Origin of the sequence: Peribacillus sp. NPDC097675 (assembly GCF_050277655.1) — a bacterium.
Classification (GTDB): Bacteria; Bacillota; Bacilli; order Bacillales; family DSM-1321; genus Peribacillus.
Genome location: NZ_JBNNSK010000001.1, coordinates 538731 through 559209, shown reverse-complemented (window position 1 = coordinate 559209; position 20479 = coordinate 538731). Strand labels below are relative to the sequence as shown.

Annotated in this window: 21 protein-coding genes, 1 pseudogene and 1 riboswitch; of the genes and pseudogenes, 5 read left to right on the top strand and 17 right to left on the bottom strand. The window is 37.7% G+C overall.

Annotated elements, in window-relative coordinates; translation table 11 throughout:
- Positions 1-9 precede the first annotated feature (9 nt).
- From ACQKL5_RS02800 to ACQKL5_RS02725, 16 genes are all read right to left on the bottom strand, one after another.
- Entirely contained in the window at positions 10-195 is a 186-nt protein-coding gene (locus tag ACQKL5_RS02800; RefSeq protein WP_427606490.1) for a YpfB family protein, read from the bottom strand.
- Positions 196-259: 64 nt separating this feature from the next.
- Complete coding sequence (locus ACQKL5_RS02795; protein ID WP_427606489.1) at positions 260-928, bottom strand: flagellar brake protein; 669 nt, start codon at positions 926-928, stop codon at positions 260-262.
- 117 nt (positions 929-1045) lie between these two features.
- Positions 1046-2401 carry a germination protein YpeB gene (gene ypeB, locus ACQKL5_RS02790; RefSeq protein WP_427606488.1) on the bottom strand — a complete coding sequence of 452 codons (1356 nt, stop codon included), beginning with the start codon at positions 2399-2401 and terminating at the stop codon, positions 1046-1048.
- Between the two features lie 14 nt (positions 2402-2415).
- The gene (gene sleB, locus ACQKL5_RS02785; RefSeq protein ID WP_427606487.1) at positions 2416-3261 is read right to left on the bottom strand and encodes a spore cortex-lytic enzyme; all 846 of its coding nucleotides are present in this window, start codon (positions 3259-3261) and stop codon (positions 2416-2418) included.
- Between the two features lie 123 nt (positions 3262-3384).
- Positions 3385-4071 carry a glutamic-type intramembrane protease PrsW gene (prsW, locus tag ACQKL5_RS02780; protein WP_427606486.1) on the bottom strand — a complete coding sequence of 229 codons (687 nt, stop codon included), beginning with the start codon at positions 4069-4071 and terminating at the stop codon, positions 3385-3387.
- Positions 4072-4159: 88 nt separating this feature from the next.
- Complete coding sequence (locus ACQKL5_RS02775; RefSeq protein WP_427606485.1) at positions 4160-5125, bottom strand: asparaginase; 966 nt, start codon at positions 5123-5125, stop codon at positions 4160-4162.
- Between the two features lie 20 nt (positions 5126-5145).
- Positions 5146-6114: a YpdA family putative bacillithiol disulfide reductase gene (locus ACQKL5_RS02770; RefSeq protein WP_427606484.1), complete on the bottom strand. Its 969-nt coding sequence runs from the start codon at positions 6112-6114 to the stop codon at positions 5146-5148.
- 152 nt (positions 6115-6266) lie between these two features.
- On the bottom strand, positions 6267-7544 hold the full coding sequence (locus ACQKL5_RS02765; protein WP_427606483.1) for a Glu/Leu/Phe/Val family dehydrogenase: 1278 nt from the start codon (positions 7542-7544) through the stop codon (positions 6267-6269).
- Between the two features lie 263 nt (positions 7545-7807).
- Complete coding sequence (locus tag ACQKL5_RS02760; RefSeq protein ID WP_427606482.1) at positions 7808-8380, bottom strand: genetic competence negative regulator; 573 nt, start codon at positions 8378-8380, stop codon at positions 7808-7810.
- An 83-nt stretch (positions 8381-8463) separates the two neighbouring features.
- Positions 8464-9357, bottom strand: a complete 894-nt coding sequence (locus ACQKL5_RS02755) for a MerR family transcriptional regulator (protein WP_427606481.1) — start codon at positions 9355-9357, stop codon at positions 8464-8466.
- Between the two features lie 99 nt (positions 9358-9456).
- Positions 9457-10221 carry a metallophosphoesterase gene (locus ACQKL5_RS02750; protein ID WP_427606480.1) on the bottom strand — a complete coding sequence of 255 codons (765 nt, stop codon included), beginning with the start codon at positions 10219-10221 and terminating at the stop codon, positions 9457-9459.
- Between the two features lie 135 nt (positions 10222-10356).
- Positions 10357-10815: a YpbF family protein gene (locus tag ACQKL5_RS02745; RefSeq protein WP_427606479.1), complete on the bottom strand. Its 459-nt coding sequence runs from the start codon at positions 10813-10815 to the stop codon at positions 10357-10359.
- A 152-nt stretch (positions 10816-10967) separates the two neighbouring features.
- The gene (locus tag ACQKL5_RS02740) at positions 10968-11771 is read right to left on the bottom strand and encodes a LysM peptidoglycan-binding domain-containing protein (protein WP_427606478.1); all 804 of its coding nucleotides are present in this window, start codon (positions 11769-11771) and stop codon (positions 10968-10970) included.
- 21 nt (positions 11772-11792) lie between these two features.
- Entirely contained in the window at positions 11793-12377 is a 585-nt protein-coding gene (locus ACQKL5_RS02735) for a CPBP family intramembrane glutamic endopeptidase (RefSeq protein WP_427606477.1), read from the bottom strand.
- On the bottom strand, positions 12367-13875 hold the full coding sequence (locus ACQKL5_RS02730) for a RecQ family ATP-dependent DNA helicase (protein WP_427606476.1): 1509 nt from the start codon (positions 13873-13875) through the stop codon (positions 12367-12369). Before ACQKL5_RS02730 ends, ACQKL5_RS02735 begins: the two co-directional genes overlap by 11 nt.
- Positions 13872-14939, bottom strand: a complete 1068-nt coding sequence (locus ACQKL5_RS02725) for a helix-turn-helix domain-containing protein (protein ID WP_427606475.1) — start codon at positions 14937-14939, stop codon at positions 13872-13874. Before ACQKL5_RS02725 ends, ACQKL5_RS02730 begins: the two co-directional genes overlap by 4 nt.
- A 286-nt stretch (positions 14940-15225) precedes the next feature.
- On the opposite strand from ACQKL5_RS02725, the gene ACQKL5_RS02720 reads away from it, so the two are divergent.
- Positions 15226-15474 carry a ferredoxin gene (locus ACQKL5_RS02720; protein WP_402869232.1) on the top strand — a complete coding sequence of 83 codons (249 nt, stop codon included), beginning with the start codon at positions 15226-15228 and terminating at the stop codon, positions 15472-15474.
- Between the two features lie 107 nt (positions 15475-15581).
- Here ACQKL5_RS02720 and ACQKL5_RS02715 read toward each other — a convergent pair whose 3' ends face one another.
- Positions 15582-16163, bottom strand: a complete 582-nt coding sequence (locus ACQKL5_RS02715; protein ID WP_427606474.1) for an ECF transporter S component — start codon at positions 16161-16163, stop codon at positions 15582-15584.
- 169 nt (positions 16164-16332) lie between these two features.
- Positions 16333-16467: riboswitch (FMN riboswitch) on the bottom strand.
- Positions 16468-16806: 339 nt separating this feature from the next.
- On the opposite strand from ACQKL5_RS02715, the gene serA reads away from it, so the two are divergent.
- From serA to ACQKL5_RS02695, 4 genes and pseudogenes are all read left to right on the top strand, one after another.
- Positions 16807-18381 (top strand): phosphoglycerate dehydrogenase, encoded by a 1575-nt coding sequence (gene serA, locus ACQKL5_RS02710; protein ID WP_427606473.1) that lies wholly within the window; start codon positions 16807-16809, stop codon positions 18379-18381.
- A gap of 128 nt (positions 18382-18509) precedes the next feature.
- Positions 18510-19560, top strand: a pseudogene (locus ACQKL5_RS02705) (IS1595 family transposase).
- 56 nt (positions 19561-19616) lie between these two features.
- Positions 19617-20084, top strand: a complete 468-nt coding sequence (locus tag ACQKL5_RS02700; protein ID WP_427606472.1) for a hypothetical protein — start codon at positions 19617-19619, stop codon at positions 20082-20084.
- Between the two features lie 145 nt (positions 20085-20229).
- The gene (locus ACQKL5_RS02695; RefSeq protein ID WP_427606471.1) at positions 20230-20454 is read left to right on the top strand and encodes a hypothetical protein; all 225 of its coding nucleotides are present in this window, start codon (positions 20230-20232) and stop codon (positions 20452-20454) included.
- The last annotated feature ends 25 nt before the right edge of the window (positions 20455-20479 follow it).

Below are 20479 nucleotides of genomic sequence, written 5' to 3'. Positions count from 1 at the left end.
CCTACGCTTTTATTTTTTCGTACCATTAAAGGTCTCGATAATCTTTGTATAGTTATTGGTGTTAACTCCCTCATACTTCGAGAGCTTTGTCAGTTCAAAGATACGATCTTCCCTACTTAAGAGAAGTTGAAAAAAGAGTAAACAGATTAGTTGGATCATAATCACTTTGATTAACAGCCTTTCGAATGTTTTCATAACTTTCCCTTTCCTCACATTGTCATACAATCAGTATGGAAAGAATTCTGTCTTCTCATTCACTTCATTTATAATACAGTCCTTTTTTCTTCATATCCACCTGCTTTTCAAAGATAAACCTCATCAATGTTTGAACATCATTTCTTGGCGGGTCTATAAATTGAATGTGTAGCAACCTATTACCCTGATTCTCCTCGGTTACCCTGATCACTTTACTTCTTAAGCGTAAATATTGAATCTCCCCTGACTTTAAGGTAAGGGCCATCCATAGGTATAATTGAGAGGAAGAATTGATATCCACCCCTTTTAAAAGCCTTATAGAAGCTCCACCTGCACTGATGTCCTCAGTCAACGCCCGAAAAGGAAGAAACTCATTATTCACCGGATGCAATGCGGTATCTAAGGTTACATCAAGACGGACATACTTTCTCCGTTGTATTTTCACAAACGTTTCTTCATTAGGTAACAATAATTGAATCATCGGTATCTGCCCTTTTACTTTTCCTAACACTTCAGAATCAAAGACATATACGGCTTGTTCCTCATCTGAGAAGGAAATACTCAGTTGGGTTCCATCCACAAGAAATACGATTTTCCCTGTCTCAATACTTATGGGATAATCTATATAAAAATAACCAGAGTCAGGTTCTATTTCAACGACCATACATTTAAACTTTTCTTTTTGAGAAGAATATTTTTGTTCTAGCATTAAGATATCACCAATTTTAAACATTGTTCTTCACATCCCTCATAATCCATAAAAATCCTATTTTATTATGTCATGGAATTAAAAAAAGGAAAAGCACCTAGGTACTTTTCCATATTATTAATTCCATTTTTTTAAAAATCCTCAGATTAACTTTTCATATACTGGTTCTGCATTTTTCAATTTTTCCACTTTTTCTTCTCTGCCATCGTCAGCATTAATGAATATTCTGTATGTGTCGTCCTTGATCGTTCCAAGAAACTCGTAACAAAGTACCTCTTCACCAAGATCATTGAGAATTAGTGCTTTGCCCTGTTCCATGATTTTTACATTTGAATTAATTTTTTCTCTAGCGTCTTTTTCAGTAATTTTTGCGTTTTCAATTTCCCTTATCTTATTAGCTTTTAAAAATTCATCTGCCGAAAATCCGATGATTGATCCATCGTCCAATGCAACTTTTACCTTTACCGAATCAGGATATATTCTTACCCCATTGACTGACCCTACAAAATTAAAAAGTCCAATATGACCGTATTGGGCACTTTCGAATAGTTCAAGCGATTTGAAATCATGCTTCTTAAGAAATTCCGATGCTTTATTATTAGCTTGATTTAAATCGATATTCGTTTTCTTCACATCACGGTTATTGATATACCAGATTGGATATCCACCTTTTTTTGTCATGTCCATATTCACTTCGGTATCCGTATTCTTATCTAGTAAGCTTACGCTATAAAATCCATAATCGGAGCCTTTTCCATTTTCCTCAACATTTACTTTCAAGTTGCCATTTTTGATATTCGCATAATCTTGTGCAGCTGAAGCAGCCTCTTTTTTTGTTAGTACTTTTCCCTTTAAATTCTGATAGGTTTCATCTTTCTGCTCTGCAGAAGTAAAAGTTGGATTCATCTCATTTGTTTCGCCGTACCCTGCAACTTTTTTCTCAACCGTTTTAAACCCATCGATGATAGTGTTATCTTGATTCTCTTTACCAGTCGCTAGAGCTAACTCGACATCCATCCATCGTAAATTATTCTTCAGTACAAGATATTGTACCTTTCTCAGTTCACCTTGTATGTCTCCCGCTTGAGTATATAAAGAATTCAGTTTCGAATATTCTTTATCATTTAAAGGCTCTTTTTCTAAATCACGAACTGCCGTTTGATAACTGAAATCTGCAATTTTCGATAAAAACTCTTCCGTTTTATTAAAAGGAAGCAATGTCAACGGTAGTTGACCGACATCACTTTGCGCCTCGGAAGTGATCCGCCAAACATCGGTCAGGGCAGGACTCAAAGAATGTTGTGAATTCATCGCGAGTGTACTCCCGATTTTGTCATGCAATAGGTCCACTTGATAGCTTAAATCATGAAAGGCCCGCTGATATGTGTTTTCAGCATTGATAAGTACGGCATTCTTTTCTTTATGTTCCTGGTACCCCCAAAATGCAGTCCCGCCAACGACTATAACAAGTAGGACAATTACTATATTCCTAACCATTTTTCTTCACCTCTTTACTTACAGAAAATGTGTTTTCCGATTTTTTTTATTTGTGGCCTAGACCATATCCACTTACTTGTTGCTGTATCGGGATTAAAATAATATTCCGCATTACCGCTTGGGTCCCAACCGTTAATGGCATCCAGTACGGCTTCTTTCGCCGTTTCATTTGGGGTTAGCCAAATTTGCCCATCAGCCACTGCCGTGAATGCACGGGGCTCAAAAATCACCCCTGAAATGGTATTGGGAAATGACGCACTTTCTACTCTATTCAAAATGACCGCTGCAACTGCAACCTGCCCGGTATAAGGTTCACCTCGTGATTCTCCATATACCGCATTCGCCATTAGTTGGATATCATTCTGTGAATATCCTCCTGGAAGATTGGCAGAAGTAGCTGCACTTGACGAAGAGTTCTCCGATGCTGAATTATTTGTATTACCTTTTGGGGCACTATCTTTAACTTTAACTTGCTTATCAATGTCAACTCCCCCATAGTAGGTAAACTCATTTCCTTTATTAATCTGGTCATGAACAAATTCCTTGTTGAAATTAGAAGCATTTACAAGCTTCTTTTTTGTCGTTTCTCCTGCCAATCCATCGATGGGCAGACCGAAATCACTCTGGAAATTTCGAAGTGCCCAATAAGTACCCCACCCATAAGCCCCATCAATTTTCCCTTGATAATACCCGATGTTCTGTAAGCGTGCCTGTAATTCTATTACATCATCGCCGCTTGCGCCCCTTTGAATTACTTGACTCGAAAAGGCATCTGTTCTTGTTTCCGGGAAAATTCCGAAACAAATCGTAATGCATGAAAACAGCAGGAACCATTTCCATGTTGACGAAATCCCTTTCATCAAAACACTCCTCTTCATTTAAATTAGCGTTATTCTATTTTCTTCTTAAGTGGTAGTTTTATTCTATGGCAATAAAAAAACGGAGTGGGCAATATATGCCAACACTCCGAATCAGATATAATATTATTTACTAAGATAATGATTTTGAGAAAGTTTTTCCGCATGAGACTTAGATAGTAATCGAGCCTTTTTTACCTTTTTCATTCCCAGCCACCAAAGGTATATCATGAATGGCATAATTAAATGCATCCAAAATTTTCGAGAGATCAAGATATAATCATAAATTCCATGCAACATAATGGGAACGACAAGAGCCAGGAGTAAATAGAATCTGTTATTTTTAGAAGAAAATTTAGCTTTACCTAAATAATACCCCATGATTACTCCAAACAAGGCATGGCTCGATACTGGTAGAATTGCTCTACTAAAAGCATGTTCTACACCATTGGCAAGCAAATATAACGTATTTTCCATTGTGGCGAAACCTAAAGAAACACCTGCTCCATATACAATCCCATCATATGGCTCATCGAAGGCAATATGCTGGTAGATGACATAGATAAGAATGAACCACTTAAAGAATTCTTCAAGCAAAGCAGCCCATAAAAATGCGTTGGCAAAATCCGTATCTAAAATGTGTTCCGTTTCGAGCACATATTGTATAAACATAATTGGGAGAACAAGGAAGACACCGAATAAAAAAGTTTTGATGACCACAGTAATAGGCTCGGTATCATATTGATCCTTCAAGTAAAAATAGCTAAGCAACGCCAACCCTGGTGCAATAGCCGCTGACAAAATGACCAGCATGAGCTGACCTCATTTCTTTTCCTTAATCGTACCACGGAAACCAAAAAAATTAAATCCTGTAATGAAAGTCTTCCTATTTTTTTACTTGTCAGTATTTAAAATGGGCCTCTTCTAACATCGCTTCACTTGCCAGTATGACAGCTAACTTTATGCGTGCTTTTTTACTGTCATAATCCGCGCCTAAAATCACGCCTCTTTGTTTTAAGTCCGCAGCACTCCCGACATAGTCATAGGCGGGGTATACCTTTCCCTCTTCCGCAGCTGTTGTCATGACGATAGCAATCCCGTTATCGATTGCGTCTTGAATGGCCGGCACCATTCGGGGTGTTACCTGACCCCTGCCAACGCCCTCGAGTATTATTCCTTTAGCCCCATTGTTAACAGAGGCTTCAATATAGATACCATCAGCTCCTGTATGGCACTTGATGATATCAACTCTCGGAATCGTACCTTGTATATCAAAACTCTCCCGGTATATTGGTTTCTGATATAGGCTGACGACTTCGTTGTCAATGATTCCTAAATATCCGTACCCATAGGATTCAAATCCTTGTAAATTGGAAGCATGCACTTTTTTTACATACTTAGCTGAATATATTCTTTCGTTAAAAACAACAACTACACCTACATTCTCAAGAAGGGTACTTGCAGCTGTCAAAATGGAATTCCTTAAATTGGAATACACATCCGTTCCAACCTCTTGTGGAGAGCGTTGCGAACCAGTTACTACAATCGGACGTTGATCATTGGTGGTGAGATCAAGAAAAAAAGCCGTTTCTTCCAGTGTATCTGTACCATGGGTTACAACTATTCCAGCAACATCCGGATCTTTCAATTCTTTTTGGACGGCCAGTTTTAGTTCATCCATTCTATCAAAATCCATGGACATGCTCGGTATTTGAAAAAGATCTACAAGTTTAACGTCAATTTCCTTTGGCAGCTCGCAAAGAGATGCCAACTCTTTTCCACTTAAAGCTCCTGATGACAACATGCCATCCGTGGTTTCTTTACTTGCAATCGTTCCACCAGTCGTAATTAGAGATATTTTCCGCATTTCATATTCAGCTCCTTTATTTACTTTTCATTTGAAGCTAAATGATGGGCAATGAGTTCACCATGGAATCTGCCGTTTTCGATAAATATTTCGTTGGCATTATTCCCTGCTGCCAGGACACCCGCGATATATAGGCCTTCAACATTTGTCTCCATCGTCTTTTCATCATAAGTAGGTCTTCCTGTTTCCTGATCAATCGAAATGCCCATGGCTGCTAAAAATGAATGATCGGGATGGTAACCCGTCATGGCAAAAACAAAATCGTTTTTAATTACCTTTTGCACGTCACCAACATGATATATCACACTATCTTCAGTGATTTCATCTACAGTGGCGTTGAATTCCATCACAACTGTCCCATTGCGGACCAATGACTCGAACTCAGGGAGAATCCATGGTTTAATGCTTGTTGAAAACTCGGATCCTCTATAAAGTACTGTTACCCTTGCCCCGGACTTCACCAATTCCAATGCTGCATCCACACTTGAATTCTTGCCTCCAATAACTGTAACATCACAGTTAAAGTAAGGATGTCCCTCCTTGAAATAATGAAGCACCTTAGGGAGCTCTTCACCTGGAATGCACATATAATTAGGATGATCATAATAACCTGTAGCGACAATTACACGCAACGCTGTATAATTCCCTTTAGATGTTTTCACAAGAAAGCGTCCATCCTCCTGTTTTTCAACATTTTCAACTTTCTCGAACTTATGTACTCGCAAATCTTTTCTTCTGACAACTTCCCTGTAATATGCCAGTGCCTGATTACGGACAGGTTTTCGGTTCTCAATAATGAATGCCGTATCACCTATTTCCAACTTTTCACTGGAACTAAAAAAGGTCTGATGTGTGGGATATCGATAAATGGAATCGACAACATTGCCTTTTTCTATAACAAGGGCACCAATTCCCACTTCTTTTAGTGCTATAGCAGCTGCCAGTCCACATGGACCCCCTCCGATAATAATAACTTCTTCATTATTCATTTTTCATGCCACTGCCTTTCTGTCCATAATATAAAGTAAATCATTCTACGTAAAAAATCCTATCATTAAATGATAGGATTTTTTACAAATCTTTTCAATGATAATGCTTGTATCCAATAGCATTTACAAATTAAGCATACATTATATAAGTATTAAATCCATCCACGGAAGCGGGATGCTTCCGCCATTTTCCTAACTCCGACCATATAAGCTGCTAATCGCATATCAACTCGTCTGGATTGAGAAAGATCATATATATTATTGAATGACTTGACTAGTATTTTTTCAAGTTTTTCGTCAACTTCTTCTTCGGACCAGTAATACCCTTGATTGTTTTGAACCCACTCGAAGTATGATACAGTAACGCCACCAGCCGAAGCCAAAACATCAGGAACCAACAAAATGCCACGATCTGTTAAGATTTGTGTTGCTTCTATTGTTGTAGGTCCGTTGGCTGCTTCCACCACGATAGAAGCTTTAATGTTCGCAGCATTATCTTCCGTTATTTGATTTTCAATGGCAGCTGGAACTAAAATATCGCAATCCAATTCAAGAAGTTCTTGATTGGTTATCGTCGTTTTAAATAATTTAGTAACAGTTCCAAAACTATCTCTACGGTCTAGCAGATAATCGATATCCAAACCATCCGGATCGTGTAGCGCACCATAAGCGTCAGATATCCCGATTACTTTGGCACCGGCATCATGCATGAACTTCGCTAAGAAGCTACCTGCGTTCCCAAAACCTTGAATGATAACGCGTGCCCCTTTGATATCAATCCCGCGTTTCTTAGCAGCTTCATTAATACAAATAGTCACACCTTTAGCAGTCGCAGATTCACGTCCATGAGAACCACCTAGCACAAGGGGTTTACCAGTAATGAAACCAGGCGAATTGTATTCATCTATACGGCTATATTCATCCATCATCCACGCCATGATTTGTGAATTAGTAAATACATCGGGTGCAGGAATATCCTTAGTAGGCCCCACAATTTGGCTGATTGCACGGACATAGCCTCGGCTAAGTCTTTCCAACTCCCGGAAGGACATATTACGAGGATCACAAACTATTCCGCCCTTACCTCCGCCATAAGGAAGATCAACGATCCCGCATTTCAAACTCATCCAGATGGATAACGCTTTCACTTCACGTTCTGTCACATCTGGATGAAAACGAATGCCACCTTTTGTTGGACCAACAGAGTCGTTATGCTGTGCCCTATACCCTGTGAATATTTTAACAGACCCATCATCCATACGAATTGGCATTTTTACTGTTAATAGTCGTAAAGGCTCTTTTAACAGTTCAAACACTTCTTCAGGATACCCCAGTTTATCTAGTGCTTTATGTATTACAGTCTGCGTAGACTTTAGCACATCATGTTTTTCTTCCTCGTTCACGTGGCTATTCCCTTTTGCCGATTCCATTATAGTACCCCCTATATAATCTCGTCCATATATTATAATTTGCGATTAGTGCTCTTCAGTGCTAGTATACACCTTCGCAATATTAAAGCAAAGAGTAAAAATGTGAATTTTAAATTTAGAAATATTCAAAAAATGAAAACGCTATCATTCCGTTTTACTTTTTATTCCCCTAACCTCTAAGACTAAAACCGAAAGCGATGAGGTTCTTCAGGCAAACTGGGTTTAGCTATATTAGAAGTGTCTGCCTCGTCTCCCCTTTAAGATTAAATGAAATGTGTACTTACAGCATGTATAGCTTCCTTTGCGATTAAACGGGTTCCATATTCATTAATGCGGTATATTGTCAGCGTCGAAGCATGACCATACTCAGCCGCTAAGGAGATAACCGTTTCATAAGTAGCGTCCTTCACGTCTTCAATCAACAAATAATATTTACCCTCATAAAAATAAAGAGAGCTATTTAACATGCCTTGAAAAGTCAAACGGTGACACAATTGGATTACATCTTCAAAATCATGAAAAACATAAAGGATATGGGGCGATTCATCGATTTTAACCTGTAAATCAAGGAATTCTTCTTCATTAAATAATTCTTCTTCATCTTTCGTTACGATGATGATCAACCCCTGAGCAGGCAAAGAAAAAATCTCAATGGCAATAGAACCACTCATTTTAAAACTGAGTTCTTCACATGCTTCCTCGACCATATCTTGAAACAATTTGTGCACTTTCAAGGAGTTCCCTAAGATATCTTCTTTTGTAATGCCTCTATCAATTAAATCATCAAGGGTCAGGAATATCTTGATTTTATTATTCGTTAATCGCTCCAACTTCATAAAAAAATGCCCCCTGGTTTCCATCTTCATACATCATATGAAGACTTGGTCTCAAGGTGCATATCCATTATTTTTAAGAAAAATCAAGACTTCAACCATTTAGTCCAATCAGATTGGATGCCGCCGATTAAGACATGATTGAACTTTGTTCGGTTATCCTCTGACATATGATTAAGCGCTTCTCCCCCAAGACCAACCTTCAGGTCAGGGAACTCTCGCCAAAGCTCATCTATCAACTCTAAAGTACCAGGGAGATTTTCAGAAAGCGAGCAAGACATGAAGAGAAAAGCTGGTTTGATTATATTCAATACGATAAAGAGATCATCGTCTGCAATCGATTCTCCTAAATAAATCGTTTCGTATCCTTTTCTTTTTAGGAAGATTGTAAAAATCAACAAGCCGAATTCATGCTTTTCCCCTGGTGCACACACCGTTAATGCTTTTGGTAACAATCCGCTTGTCGGAATGGTATGCATGATGGAGCTGATTCTAGCCTTGAGGATAGAAGAAGCAAAATGTTCATGAGCCGACGTAATTTCCCCATTCTCCCATTTATTACCGATTTGGACAAGGATGCCTCCTAGTATCTCAACTACCGTATGTTCAATCGTATACATACTGAAAGCCTGACTAATAATCGTTTGTGCCTTATTTTCATCAAAATCTAAGAGCGCATCAAGCAACTCATTCGTCAATTTAACCGTTTGGTCGTTATTTTGCTTTGTTTCAACTGCTTCTCCCTCTATCTTTTCAGAGCTCTCAAGCAGTGATACAGCTTGACTGATCGTAAACCCTTGATCCGTTTTATTGATTAGCCATTTTAAGATTTTGAGATGCTTTTCCGTATACAATCTATGACCTGAATCATTCCTGATGGGTTCAATGAATTGATATCGCCTTTCCCATGCCCTTAAAGTACCAGGCTGGATACCCAGCAGTTTAGAAACCGCCTTTATATTATATTTACCTTCTTGCATAATTTTACAAGGCCTCCAATAACAGAACATCATTTGTTGAAATTATAGTGGATTATCTCCACTCTGTAAAATTCAAATATGCTCATTTAAGATATCAGCCTAATAAACCTTCTCTAATGCGTCGCCGTATCCTGTTCTTTTCCCTTTTTTTATTGTAAACAAATGGGTTTCCGGCTTCGCTTCAAGTCTCAAAGGCACCGTACTTGTCCCATATCCGTTACTCGTTATGTACATACATTCCCCTTCTGTGGTGATGCCACCCAAACAATATGGACCAAATCCAAATATACGAATCTGTCCCCCATGTGTATGACCCGATAGAACGAGATTAATATGATGTTCTGACTTTATTTGATTTTTCACAAGCGGGTTATGACTGATCAATATCCGGAAGTTCTCATTCCCACAATCCGATAGGGCAAGGTCTAGCCTGTCCCTTTCAACAGATATATCATCTATACCTAAGAGGGCGATATGCTCTCCTTCATCCGACTCAAACGAAACGGATGTATTATCCAGAATCTTGACCCCGTGCTTCAAGAGAGACGCATCCAATTCGTGAAAGTCACCTTCGTAATCATTGTTTCCCCACACAAAATATAAAGGACCAAGTTCCTTCAAACTCAAGATATTTTTTTCGACCCGATCTAAAGGAACTCCACTTTCCCGGATGTCCCCTCCCATAATCACTAAATCCACTTTACCTCCGACATCTTTAATTAATTGTTCCGAAATGATTCTCCGATGTATATCGGATATGAAAAAAATCCGTATTTCTCCAAATCCTTCCGGAAAATCGTTAAAATACAAATCTTGAACAATCAACCTATTCTGATTAGCCATGCGCCACATATAAACAACCAAAAAAAACAGAAGTAGTATCACCCCTAACAATCCATATGCCAAAACCATCTTCCACTAAACCCTCTTTCTCTTCGATTGCAAATATCACTCAATTATAAATCCATATTACCCACAATTAAATATTCTTAACTAATTTTATTTATTTTCATGAAATAAGTTAATATCATAATTCTTCTTCATCATGTCAAAAACTTTATGGCGACTTTTCCATTCATCTTCTTTTTCCCATAATTGTTTGCTTTTGTTGATGATTTCACAACGAAGCAATTGAAATTCCTTTTCTGCTTTATCCATCTTCTTTTTGACTATCATCATATAACCATAAATTCCTGCGGTTGCAGTCAAAAATAGATAATGTTTAAAATCGTCAACAAAGATACTAAACATTTTGAAAAAGGAATATGAATACGGAACAACTATATATAAATAAAGATAAATTAAAAAAAGAGCAGCAATAATCATTGTTGCCCATAAACTATGAAGGTGCTTCTTTTTAAGAGCCTCGAATTTTTTTTTGCGGACTACAACGTTCTGTAACATTTGTTTTGCTGCCTGGTCGGTTTTATCATCCAGTAAAATGATTGCCGGTTCCATTCTTTCTTCCCCCTCTTTCGTATCCCTCAAGTCATGATATGAGGTTGTCTAGAAAAAAATGATAAATGGAACGGCCTTTCTACTATTAAATAATCCCAAACCTTTGCAAAGCAAAGCGCTCTGTCAACTTTATAGACAGAGCGCTCATTCATTTATTTTTTCAAAGGGATCTTTAACACTTGTCCTTTGGAAATCTCATTGCCATTCAGACCATTCCATTCCTGAATTAACGCGATTCCTTCTTGCGACTTGTAGTAGTTCATGGCAATTCGGAATAGCGTTTCATTTCCCTGAACCGTATGATATACAACTTTATAGCTGTCACTATCTGATTGGGAAGTTGCATTGTCAGAAGTTTTTTTAGCCTCCGCTTCCCGTTTAGCCTTGGCTTCTGCTTCCTGTTTGGCCCTTGCTTCTGCTTCCTCTTTGGCTTTCATTTCCGCTTCTTGCTTGGCCTTTGCTTCCGCTTCTTGTTTAGCTTCTGCCTCTTTCTTCGCTTCTGCCTCTTTTTTCGCTTTTGCCTTAGCTTTTTCATTAGCTTGTGCCTCTTTCTTCGCTTTCTCTTCTGAGGCCTGTTCCGCTTCCAACTTTTCTTCTTTATGCTTAGCAGAGTCTTTATCTTTCTTTTCCTTTACATCTCCTGCCGTTGCAGTGGTCGGCACGGTCTCTTCTATAGTTTCCCCTCCATCACCAAAATTCACCACTTCACTACTCTTTGTATCCTTCTCAGGTCTATCTTGAAGATATGTATAAAGACTATAAAACCCTATGGGAAGCAAAATGAAAAATAGCGATAATAATTTGATCATCGGAAACTTTATCTTCACTTTGCTTTTTTTCTTTTTACTTTGATGAATTTCGCTTCTCTTTGGTAGAGATGACTTCGCCTTTTGACGATCGACTCGCGTACGAAGTTCTCCTGCCTGATCTTTTTCACTCTCTTTTACACGACTCATCTAAGTCACCACCTTCTTCAGTTACTGTCCGTTTCGATACTTACGCCTTATTAATATCCCGAGGATAAAATCTATTAAAAAATGGGCTGTTATTGTCACTAAAACATTTTGAGTCCATTCAAACAGAAACCCAATAAAAAAACTAAGAACTAGGACACTCAAAAATAAAAACCAATTAAATAAATAACGATAATGTACGGCCGCAAAGATGATGCTCGTCCATAGAAGTCCAATATGGGACTGAATAACCCCACGAAATAATAATTCCTCACTAACCGCTACCACTAAGGCAACAATGAAAATCATAAAATAAGGTAAACTACTGAAGATTCGTTCATTGACTCCACCATCATCATGATAGGAAGCTGGAGTCAATTTCATCATACTCACATCAAAAATAACTACTAATATCCCTGCAGGTACGCCCACTAACAAAATATTCATGTCATTGAAACTAAATATGTTAAGAAAATCAGACAAATCTTCAAATAAGATGAAACCTAAAAATAAAGCTATCGCTAAGATAACCATTTGGGTCAAGAACAAATTATATAGTAGCTGTTTATCTGTAAGCTGTTTAATTAATTCGGCCTGTTTATTTTTCATTCCTAATGTCCTTACTCAATAAAAGATAAGCTAATTCCTGTTTCCATGTGGAATATGAATTTACCTGTTGTACCTTTACTGCAGGCCATACATCTAGAATATTCTTTACATCTATCCCACAGCAATCGCAACAGATGGGATTCACTTTTTGCTGCTCTTCCTCAAAATAATGCAAAATACCTAAACGCCTACACCCCTTCGTATGAATCCACTTTAGAAACACATTCAATTTAGCTTGGTTCTGCATTCTTCTAGTCAGACAGTACTCTTTCATCTCTGTCATCTGCGATAGTGGATCGTTATTCGTCAGAAATTGTGCAAAGAAGCGAAATTGTATATCAGTTAAGGAAAAACGTTGGTAAAGCTGTTCTTTTTCAGAAAGGGGCAAATCCCCTACGAACCTTTTCGAATCATCTAAATAAGAACAAACCGCTTCGATTTGGCTATCGGTGGGCAGCTGTTGTTCCAACAAATGCAAGGGAAGCCCTTCGTCCCCTTCACAGTATAATAATACCGCAACACTTTGTTTTTGGTCACGCCCCGCTCTACCTATTTCTTGAAGGTAGGATTCCATCGTGGATGGCATATGAAAATGAATGACAAACCTAACATCCGCTTTATTGACTCCCATTCCAAAAGCACTGGTCGCACAAATAATTTTTAATTGTCCTAAGATGAATTGCTGCTGAATAAGCATTCTTTGTTCCTGTTCCATACCACCGTGATAATAATTGACGCTACTGACCCCATTTTCCTGTAAAAATTCCGCAACGGATTCAGCTACTTTTTTCGAAGAAAAATAAATAATCCCGCTTCCTGGAAATTCCCTGACCAAGGAAAGCACACGGAAAAGCTTTTCTTGATAATCCGCTAAATTTTCTACAAGTATGGAGATATTTTCTCGATCCACGGATGAAACGATTTCTTTGGCATAAGTGATATTCAATTTCCCGATAATGTCTTGGCGCACGTCTTTAGTTGCGGTTGCCGTCAATGCTAATGTTAAGGGGTTATCCAACTTATGTCTCACTTCTCCCAAATTCAAATAATCCGGACGAAAATCATATCCCCACTGGGAAATGCAGTGAGCCTCATCAATGACGAACAAACCAATATCGATGGCTTTCAAGGACTGAATCACATTTTCTAGCCCGAGCATTTCGGGAGATAAGAAAATAAACCGATACGTATGCAAACGTTCAAAAGCCTGTTTTTTTTGATACGGGTTCAGAAAAGAGTTGAGGGTCAATACACTTTTTTCCCCTCTCATTTTAAGCTGATCTGCCTGGTCCTGCATCAAAGACAACAAAGGCGAAACAATGATAACCGTCTTATTGAAGAGGTAGGCAGGAAGCTGATAACATAATGATTTACCTGATCCCGTGGGAAGCATTGCCAAAGTGTGGTTTCCTTCAAGCAATGATTGTATCACTTCTTGCTGTCCAGGACGGAAATTGTCAAATCCAAATTTTTCTTTCAAGACTGAATTCACATTCATCCTCTATCACCTATTTTCGCAAGTACAAGCCTAATTTGAAAAAAACTGATTTGGTCATTATCAACCGCTTCCTTGATAGCCTTCAGCTTTCTTGTCTTAAGGTCTTTAATGACCGTAATGATTTGGTTCTCATCTTCGTTTGAAACATAATCCTGTATCGAAAAGCTTTTATCCGATAGGACGATTTCAACTAGGTGATCCTCTATTGTATTCCCTTTTAAACGACGGATTTCTGCAATTTCAGGTATCGTTTTCCCTGCATGAATATAATGCAGTGTCGTTTGGGTGGATTGTGTCATATGAAGATTTCCACCATTTTTCCAATCATTGATCAGAGAGGCCAAGAGAGGGTAATCACTTTCCGTTGATATTTCTGCGAGAATATGATGCAGTGAGCCGAGAAAAACGAACTGCACATACCACTCATCAATCTCTTTCCTTTTTCCAATTTGTTCAAACGTAAGTCCCACCCGATTGACTCCCGTAATTTTCAAAACAAAAATATCACGGCTCAAATCACTTTGTAACTCTAAAAGTGTTACAAGCTCATCATAAAGATGTTGGGCAAGTAACTCTCGGTTTTGTCGATTGGTAGATAAAAAAAACTTAACGAATTCCTGTATTTGTTGATTTTGTTGTATCGGATAGAATGACCTTTCATTGTGGACAATATGGGATATAGTTTGAATAAGTAAAGTAAGTCTTCTCCAAAAATCTTGAGTGATGCTTTGATAGTTCCACCCATTCATGGAAGAAGGAAGTGGGCATTTTATGAAAAAGGCGGTCAATGCCCCCCTTCCTTGTTCACTAATCATATAAACATCGTCTTTTCCCGTTGAGTCGATTAATTTCATTTCAATGAATAATCTTATGTTTTGATTCAATTGATCACGGGTAAAACGAGGGACAGTCCCAAAAACATTCGTTAATCCAAATAAATGTGCATCCTGAATTGTCTGGGACGATTTTTTACCCTGCAGCATATGATAAATAGCGAAGATGGAACGCTCACCTTGAAATTTTTCTATCGCATATAAAATGATTGCTTGAAGATAATTGTTCATGAAGCTCACATCCTTGTTCCATTTATCCAATTATATTGTAACAAAAATCTTCAAATACCGCCGTTTTTTATGTCAAAATCGTATCGATATTTGTGTATAAATATCATATAAGTACTCATTATAATGAAATTCTTCCAATAATTTTTGTTGACATTCCATGTAATGCGGTATTATCGTTACATTTTCTATTGATAAGTTCGGCATTCGGTCTTACAATAAGAAAGAGATAATAATCTATAATAAAAAAGGTTATGAGTTGTATATCAACTTAGGAGGGGTTTTAATCATGGCTAAATTTACTATTGTTGATAAAGAAACCTGTATCGCTTGTGGAGCTTGTGGAGCGGCAGCACCAGATATCTACGATTATGATGATGAAGGAATTGCATTTGTTACGTTAGACGATAACGAAGGAATCGTTGAAATCCCAGATGTTCTTATAGATGACATGATGGATGCATTTGAAGGCTGTCCAACAGATTCTATTAAAGTCGCGGATGAATCATTTGAAGGCGACGCCCTTAAATTCGAATAGGTTAAAAAGCCATTCTCATTTTGAGAATGGCTTTTTTCTTTGAAGTTTAGACCTATACATAAAAGAGGTGAAAAAAACAGATTTCTAATTTTTTCCACCTCTTTTTATTATGCACTTTTATATAAAACTTGTTTATTAATCCATGCTTGAAGCTTAACAAATAATAGCATGAAAACAGAAGTAATAAGTAATCCTTTGATTATGTTAAACGGAAGTATTGCCGCTGTTACTAATTTCCTGGATTCTGGTGCCGTCATTGCATCCCATCCCATAAAGAACGTATATGCCGGTAAAAAGACATAATAATTTAGGACACTCATAACTATCGCCATGGAAACTGTCCCGGCTAGCAAAGCAAACGTCATACCTTTTTTAGAGCTGATATTTTTGTATACATAGTAAGTTGGCAAGATGAATAATACTCCCGCTATAAAGTTGGAGATATGTCCAACTGGTACCCCCGTTTCGGTTCCTGTCATGACCATATCCAGCAGATTCTTCAGGAATTCAACCAAAATCCCTGCCAGCGGTCCATAAATCAATGCGGCCATAAGCGCTGGTATGTCACTAAAATCGATGTTCAGAAAAGGTGGAAATCCTGGAAAAGGGAAATTCAAAAGCATAAGTAAGTACGAAAGACTTCCAAACATTGCAAGGGTGACCATTTTTTTAATATTGTTCGATTTCATAGCTCTCTCTCCTTCTTTTTCTTGATCTACCGTGAAAAAGAGGTAAGGGATCCTTCATCATGTTGATGTTCAATAAAAAACCCTTTAATTCCGACAGAATTAAAGGGATAAATTAAAGGTTTCATCAAACAAACGTTCAGCATTTAACTGTTTGAACGCAATCAGGAACCTCCATCTTCTCCCATCCAGACTATACTGTCGGCTTTGGAATCTCACCAAATCCTGCCCCTAAAGGCTCGCGGGCTTAGAAGAATTTTTCTTCATTACCGCCGGTGGGGAATTACGCCCCGCCCCGAAGATAGACCTATAAAATTTCTTTTACATTTTTCATTATATATGATTATTCTTTTTTTGAATAGTATTTTTACCTCACATTAAGTTTAATCTACCCTAGTGAATTACATTAACAATCTTTTTAGACTAAAAGGCATTTTCCCAATATTGTTCTGCACATCCAAAAATAATTTTTCTTTTAGACAATTAACGTGTAAAAGCCCCTGCCATTGCGGATTCTACCGGATAAATTACAAGGCTATGTTTTTTAAAGCGCTTACAAAGCATAATGTTAAATTGACAATTTTGCTACTTCAATTGTAAAATTAACTGAAATTTAAGAGAATTTTTTCTAGGAAGGTGTTTACACGTGTATCAGATTTTAGTAGCAGATGCCATTAAACCAGAAGGACTCGGACCGCTTACAGAGGCATCCAATATTCTTCTTATTCAAAAGACCGTAGAAGAAGCAGCAAACGAACTTGATCAAATTGATGCGATACTAGTAAGAAGTGCAACAAAAGTTACTGAAGATTTAATGAACCGCATGCCCAAATTAAAAATCATTGCACGTGCAGGTGTTGGCGTCGATAACATCGACATCCCAGCTGCCACTAAACGAGGCATTGTCGTGGTGAACGCACCTGATGGCAATACTATTTCCACAGCTGAACATACTTTTGCCATGATGGCCTCCTTGATGCGTCATATTCCTCAAGCTTATGCTTCCCTAAAAAATGGAGAATGGAAACGCTCCTCTTATACGGGAACTGAACTTCGTGGTAAAACCCTAGGTATTATAGGCTTTGGACGTATTGGTGGGGAACTTGCCAAACGCGCAAAGGTTTTTGGCATGGAAGTCATCGTTTTCGATCCATTCCTAACTGCTGATCGCGCAAAAAAGATGTCTGTAACCCCCTTGCCTTTAGATGAGTTACTTCCAAAAGCAGATATAATCACTGTACATACACCTCTGACGAACGAAACTAGAGGGTTAATCAATAAAGATAAACTTCTTACCTGTAAAAAAGGCGTGTACGTATTAAACTGTGCTCGCGGTGGAATTCTTGATGAAGATGATTTATATGAGATGATTGTCGAAGGACATGTAGCTGGAGCTGCGATGGACGTATTCGTTGAGGAACCACCACTTGGCAACAAACTACTTGAACTTGATAACGTCATTGCTACTCCCCATTTGGGAGCTTCGACGAAAGAAGCCCAGTTAAATGTGGCCGTCCAAGTTGCACAAGAAGTATTAACCTACTTTGAAGGTAATCCAGTATCTAGTTCCATTAACCTTCCAGCCATATCTAAAGAAGTCTTTGAAAAGGTGCAGCCTTTTTATCAACTCGTCCAACAAATGGGCTCCATTGCCTCTCAATGCATGAAAGAAGGCATACAAGAGATTTCCGTTACTTACGCGGGAGACTCTTTGGACTTTGATACAGCCATCTTAACTAAAAGTCTAATATCAGGTTTCTTTAAATCGAGAGTCGATGCTTCAGTCAATGAGGTGAACGCGCTATTGGTTGCCAAAGAAAGAGGCATTACCATTGGAGAAAAGGTTTCTACCGATTCCCTAGGATATTCAAACCTGATTAGTTTAAAAGTCAAAGGTGACACTCGCGAACTAACGATTAGTGGAACTCACATCGAAAATTACGGTTCCCGGATTGTCAATTTGAACGGTTTCAAAATCGATTTCCATCCTGAAGCTAATTTACTTTATATCCAACATACCGATAAACCAGGAGTGATCGGTAACGTTGGTAAGATCCTTGGTGATCATTCAGTAAATATTGCGACTATGCAGGTAGGTCGAAAAGAAGCCGGCGGAGAAGCCATCATGGTTTTAAGCTTTGATAAACCATTAGAGGATAATATGAAACAATTCTTAGAGGAAACTCAAGAAATTACTTTCATGGCCCGTATTTCATTATAAGGTTTTAGGGTGCACCCCTTCAATTGGGTGCACCCTCTTTTTTTATTGGCTCTGTTAAAGTTAGTTATTGAAAATTGAATTTCAGGAACAAACGTTCTCTAATTAAGTTAACTATATTAGAGTTGGTGATGATTGTGAGAGCGACTGAAATCCTTAAAGCTACTATTCAAAAACTAAATCCAGCAGAGAAACATCGATTATGTGAATATTTAATCAATGCATTGACTGCATCAAGTTCGACCGGAACGGTTCTTCACGAAATATCTGAACGTAAAAATAAGAATGGTTATCAATGTCCAGACTGTGAATCGGAACATATTGTACGTTTCGGTAATTACACAACAATCGTTGATGGCGAAGAAGTTAAAAAACAACGATATCGTTGTAAGGCTTGTAAAAAAACATTTACTGACCTTACAAATACGGTGCTTTATCGAACTCGTCATCTTAATCAGTGGATTAAATTTGTTGAATGTATGATAGAAGGTTACTCCCTTCGTAAGTCTGCTGATTTAGTTGGGAACATAACTCACGTCACACTATTTTATTGGAGACACATACTACTATCCTCATTAAAACAAATTGAAATATCAAACTTTGAAGGTATCGTTGAAATGGACGAGACCTATTTCCTGTACTCAGAAAAAGGACAAAGGAAAATTGATGGGCGGAAACCTCGTAAGCGTGGAGGTTCTGCAAAGAAGTGTGGAATAAGCAATGAATAATTATTGGTTGCGAGGGACCGAGATAGGACCACTTTTTCAGAGATTTTAGGAATGGGTAGAATAACGAAAAACCAACCAATTAGACAAAGCTATTGGGCATAAACTTTCGAATGGAAATGTATTATGCACAGATTCTTGGCGTGCATTCAAAACATATGCCGATGAAAAGGGTGTGGATATATATCAATTCAAGTCCGATGGTAAAGTTCGTACAAAGGGACTTTATCACATTCAAAATGTTAATAATTACCACCGCAGACTTAAAGGGTGGATGCAACGTTTTAACGGTGTTGCCACCAAATATTTAAACAATTACCTTGCTTGGTTCCAAGTATTATAAAGCATTCAACATCAAAGAAATGAAGTTACGATGAAAGAATTGATTATTAGAGGGAATTTAATACAAAATATGAAAACTTATGATACGCTTAGGTTATCTAAATTTGTCATATAAACACTGATGGCCTATTCAACTAAAGGAGTTTAGTTTAACTTAAAAGAGGTGGTTTATTGAAAAAAATATATTTTTTTTGTTTCATAAGTATTCTGCTTTCTTTTCTTGGTTTCTATCTCATAGAAAATATGTTTACGATTAATCCTGATGTATGGTCAGGCAATGGAAATTTTGGTATTTTGATTATGTTGCTCTTCTCACCTATTTTTATTTTGAGTTATTTTTTAACTTATAAAATGTCTAGGGAAATATCATACAACAAATTGAAAAGAAAAATAAGTGTAGTCATATTAACCTTAGCCCTAATCTCCTGCACATTATTGATACTCCCAATCGTCAATTATACAAGTGAGTTGATAATTGCGTTAGGTGGCACACCTTCTGACCCTGACTCTAAAATTTATCGCTTTGGTTGGTTTAATCAATACACAAATAGTATATATTTTAATGTTTACACTTTTTTACTGACGCATATCATTGCTGTCATCATCGGCATCCTATCCGTTATAAGAATAAAACCATAAAGTAATACCATATTTTTACTAACGGGTAGCTTTTGTTGAATAAGACATAATAAAAAATCAGAACCCCTAACTGGAAGTTCTGATTTTTTCATCTCTTTTTACACAATAAGCTTTAACAGAGCCTTTTTATTAAGGGGCATGAACCATGAAAAATGAGAGGGAACTAATCAGACAGGCCTTAGACTTCCTTATTTTGCATTACCTGCATCAACGGACACGCTTCATCAAAATGATTGAATCAGTTTTTGATCCAGATACGACTGAAAATATCTATTATCCATCCCTTTCTTCAATTGTTTTGACAACATGCCGGCATTGTTCATCCATTATGGTTTCGATTTCCGAAAAGGCCAATTTTCGGTTGCCATGAACAACAGGTCCCCAGTCATCCATGC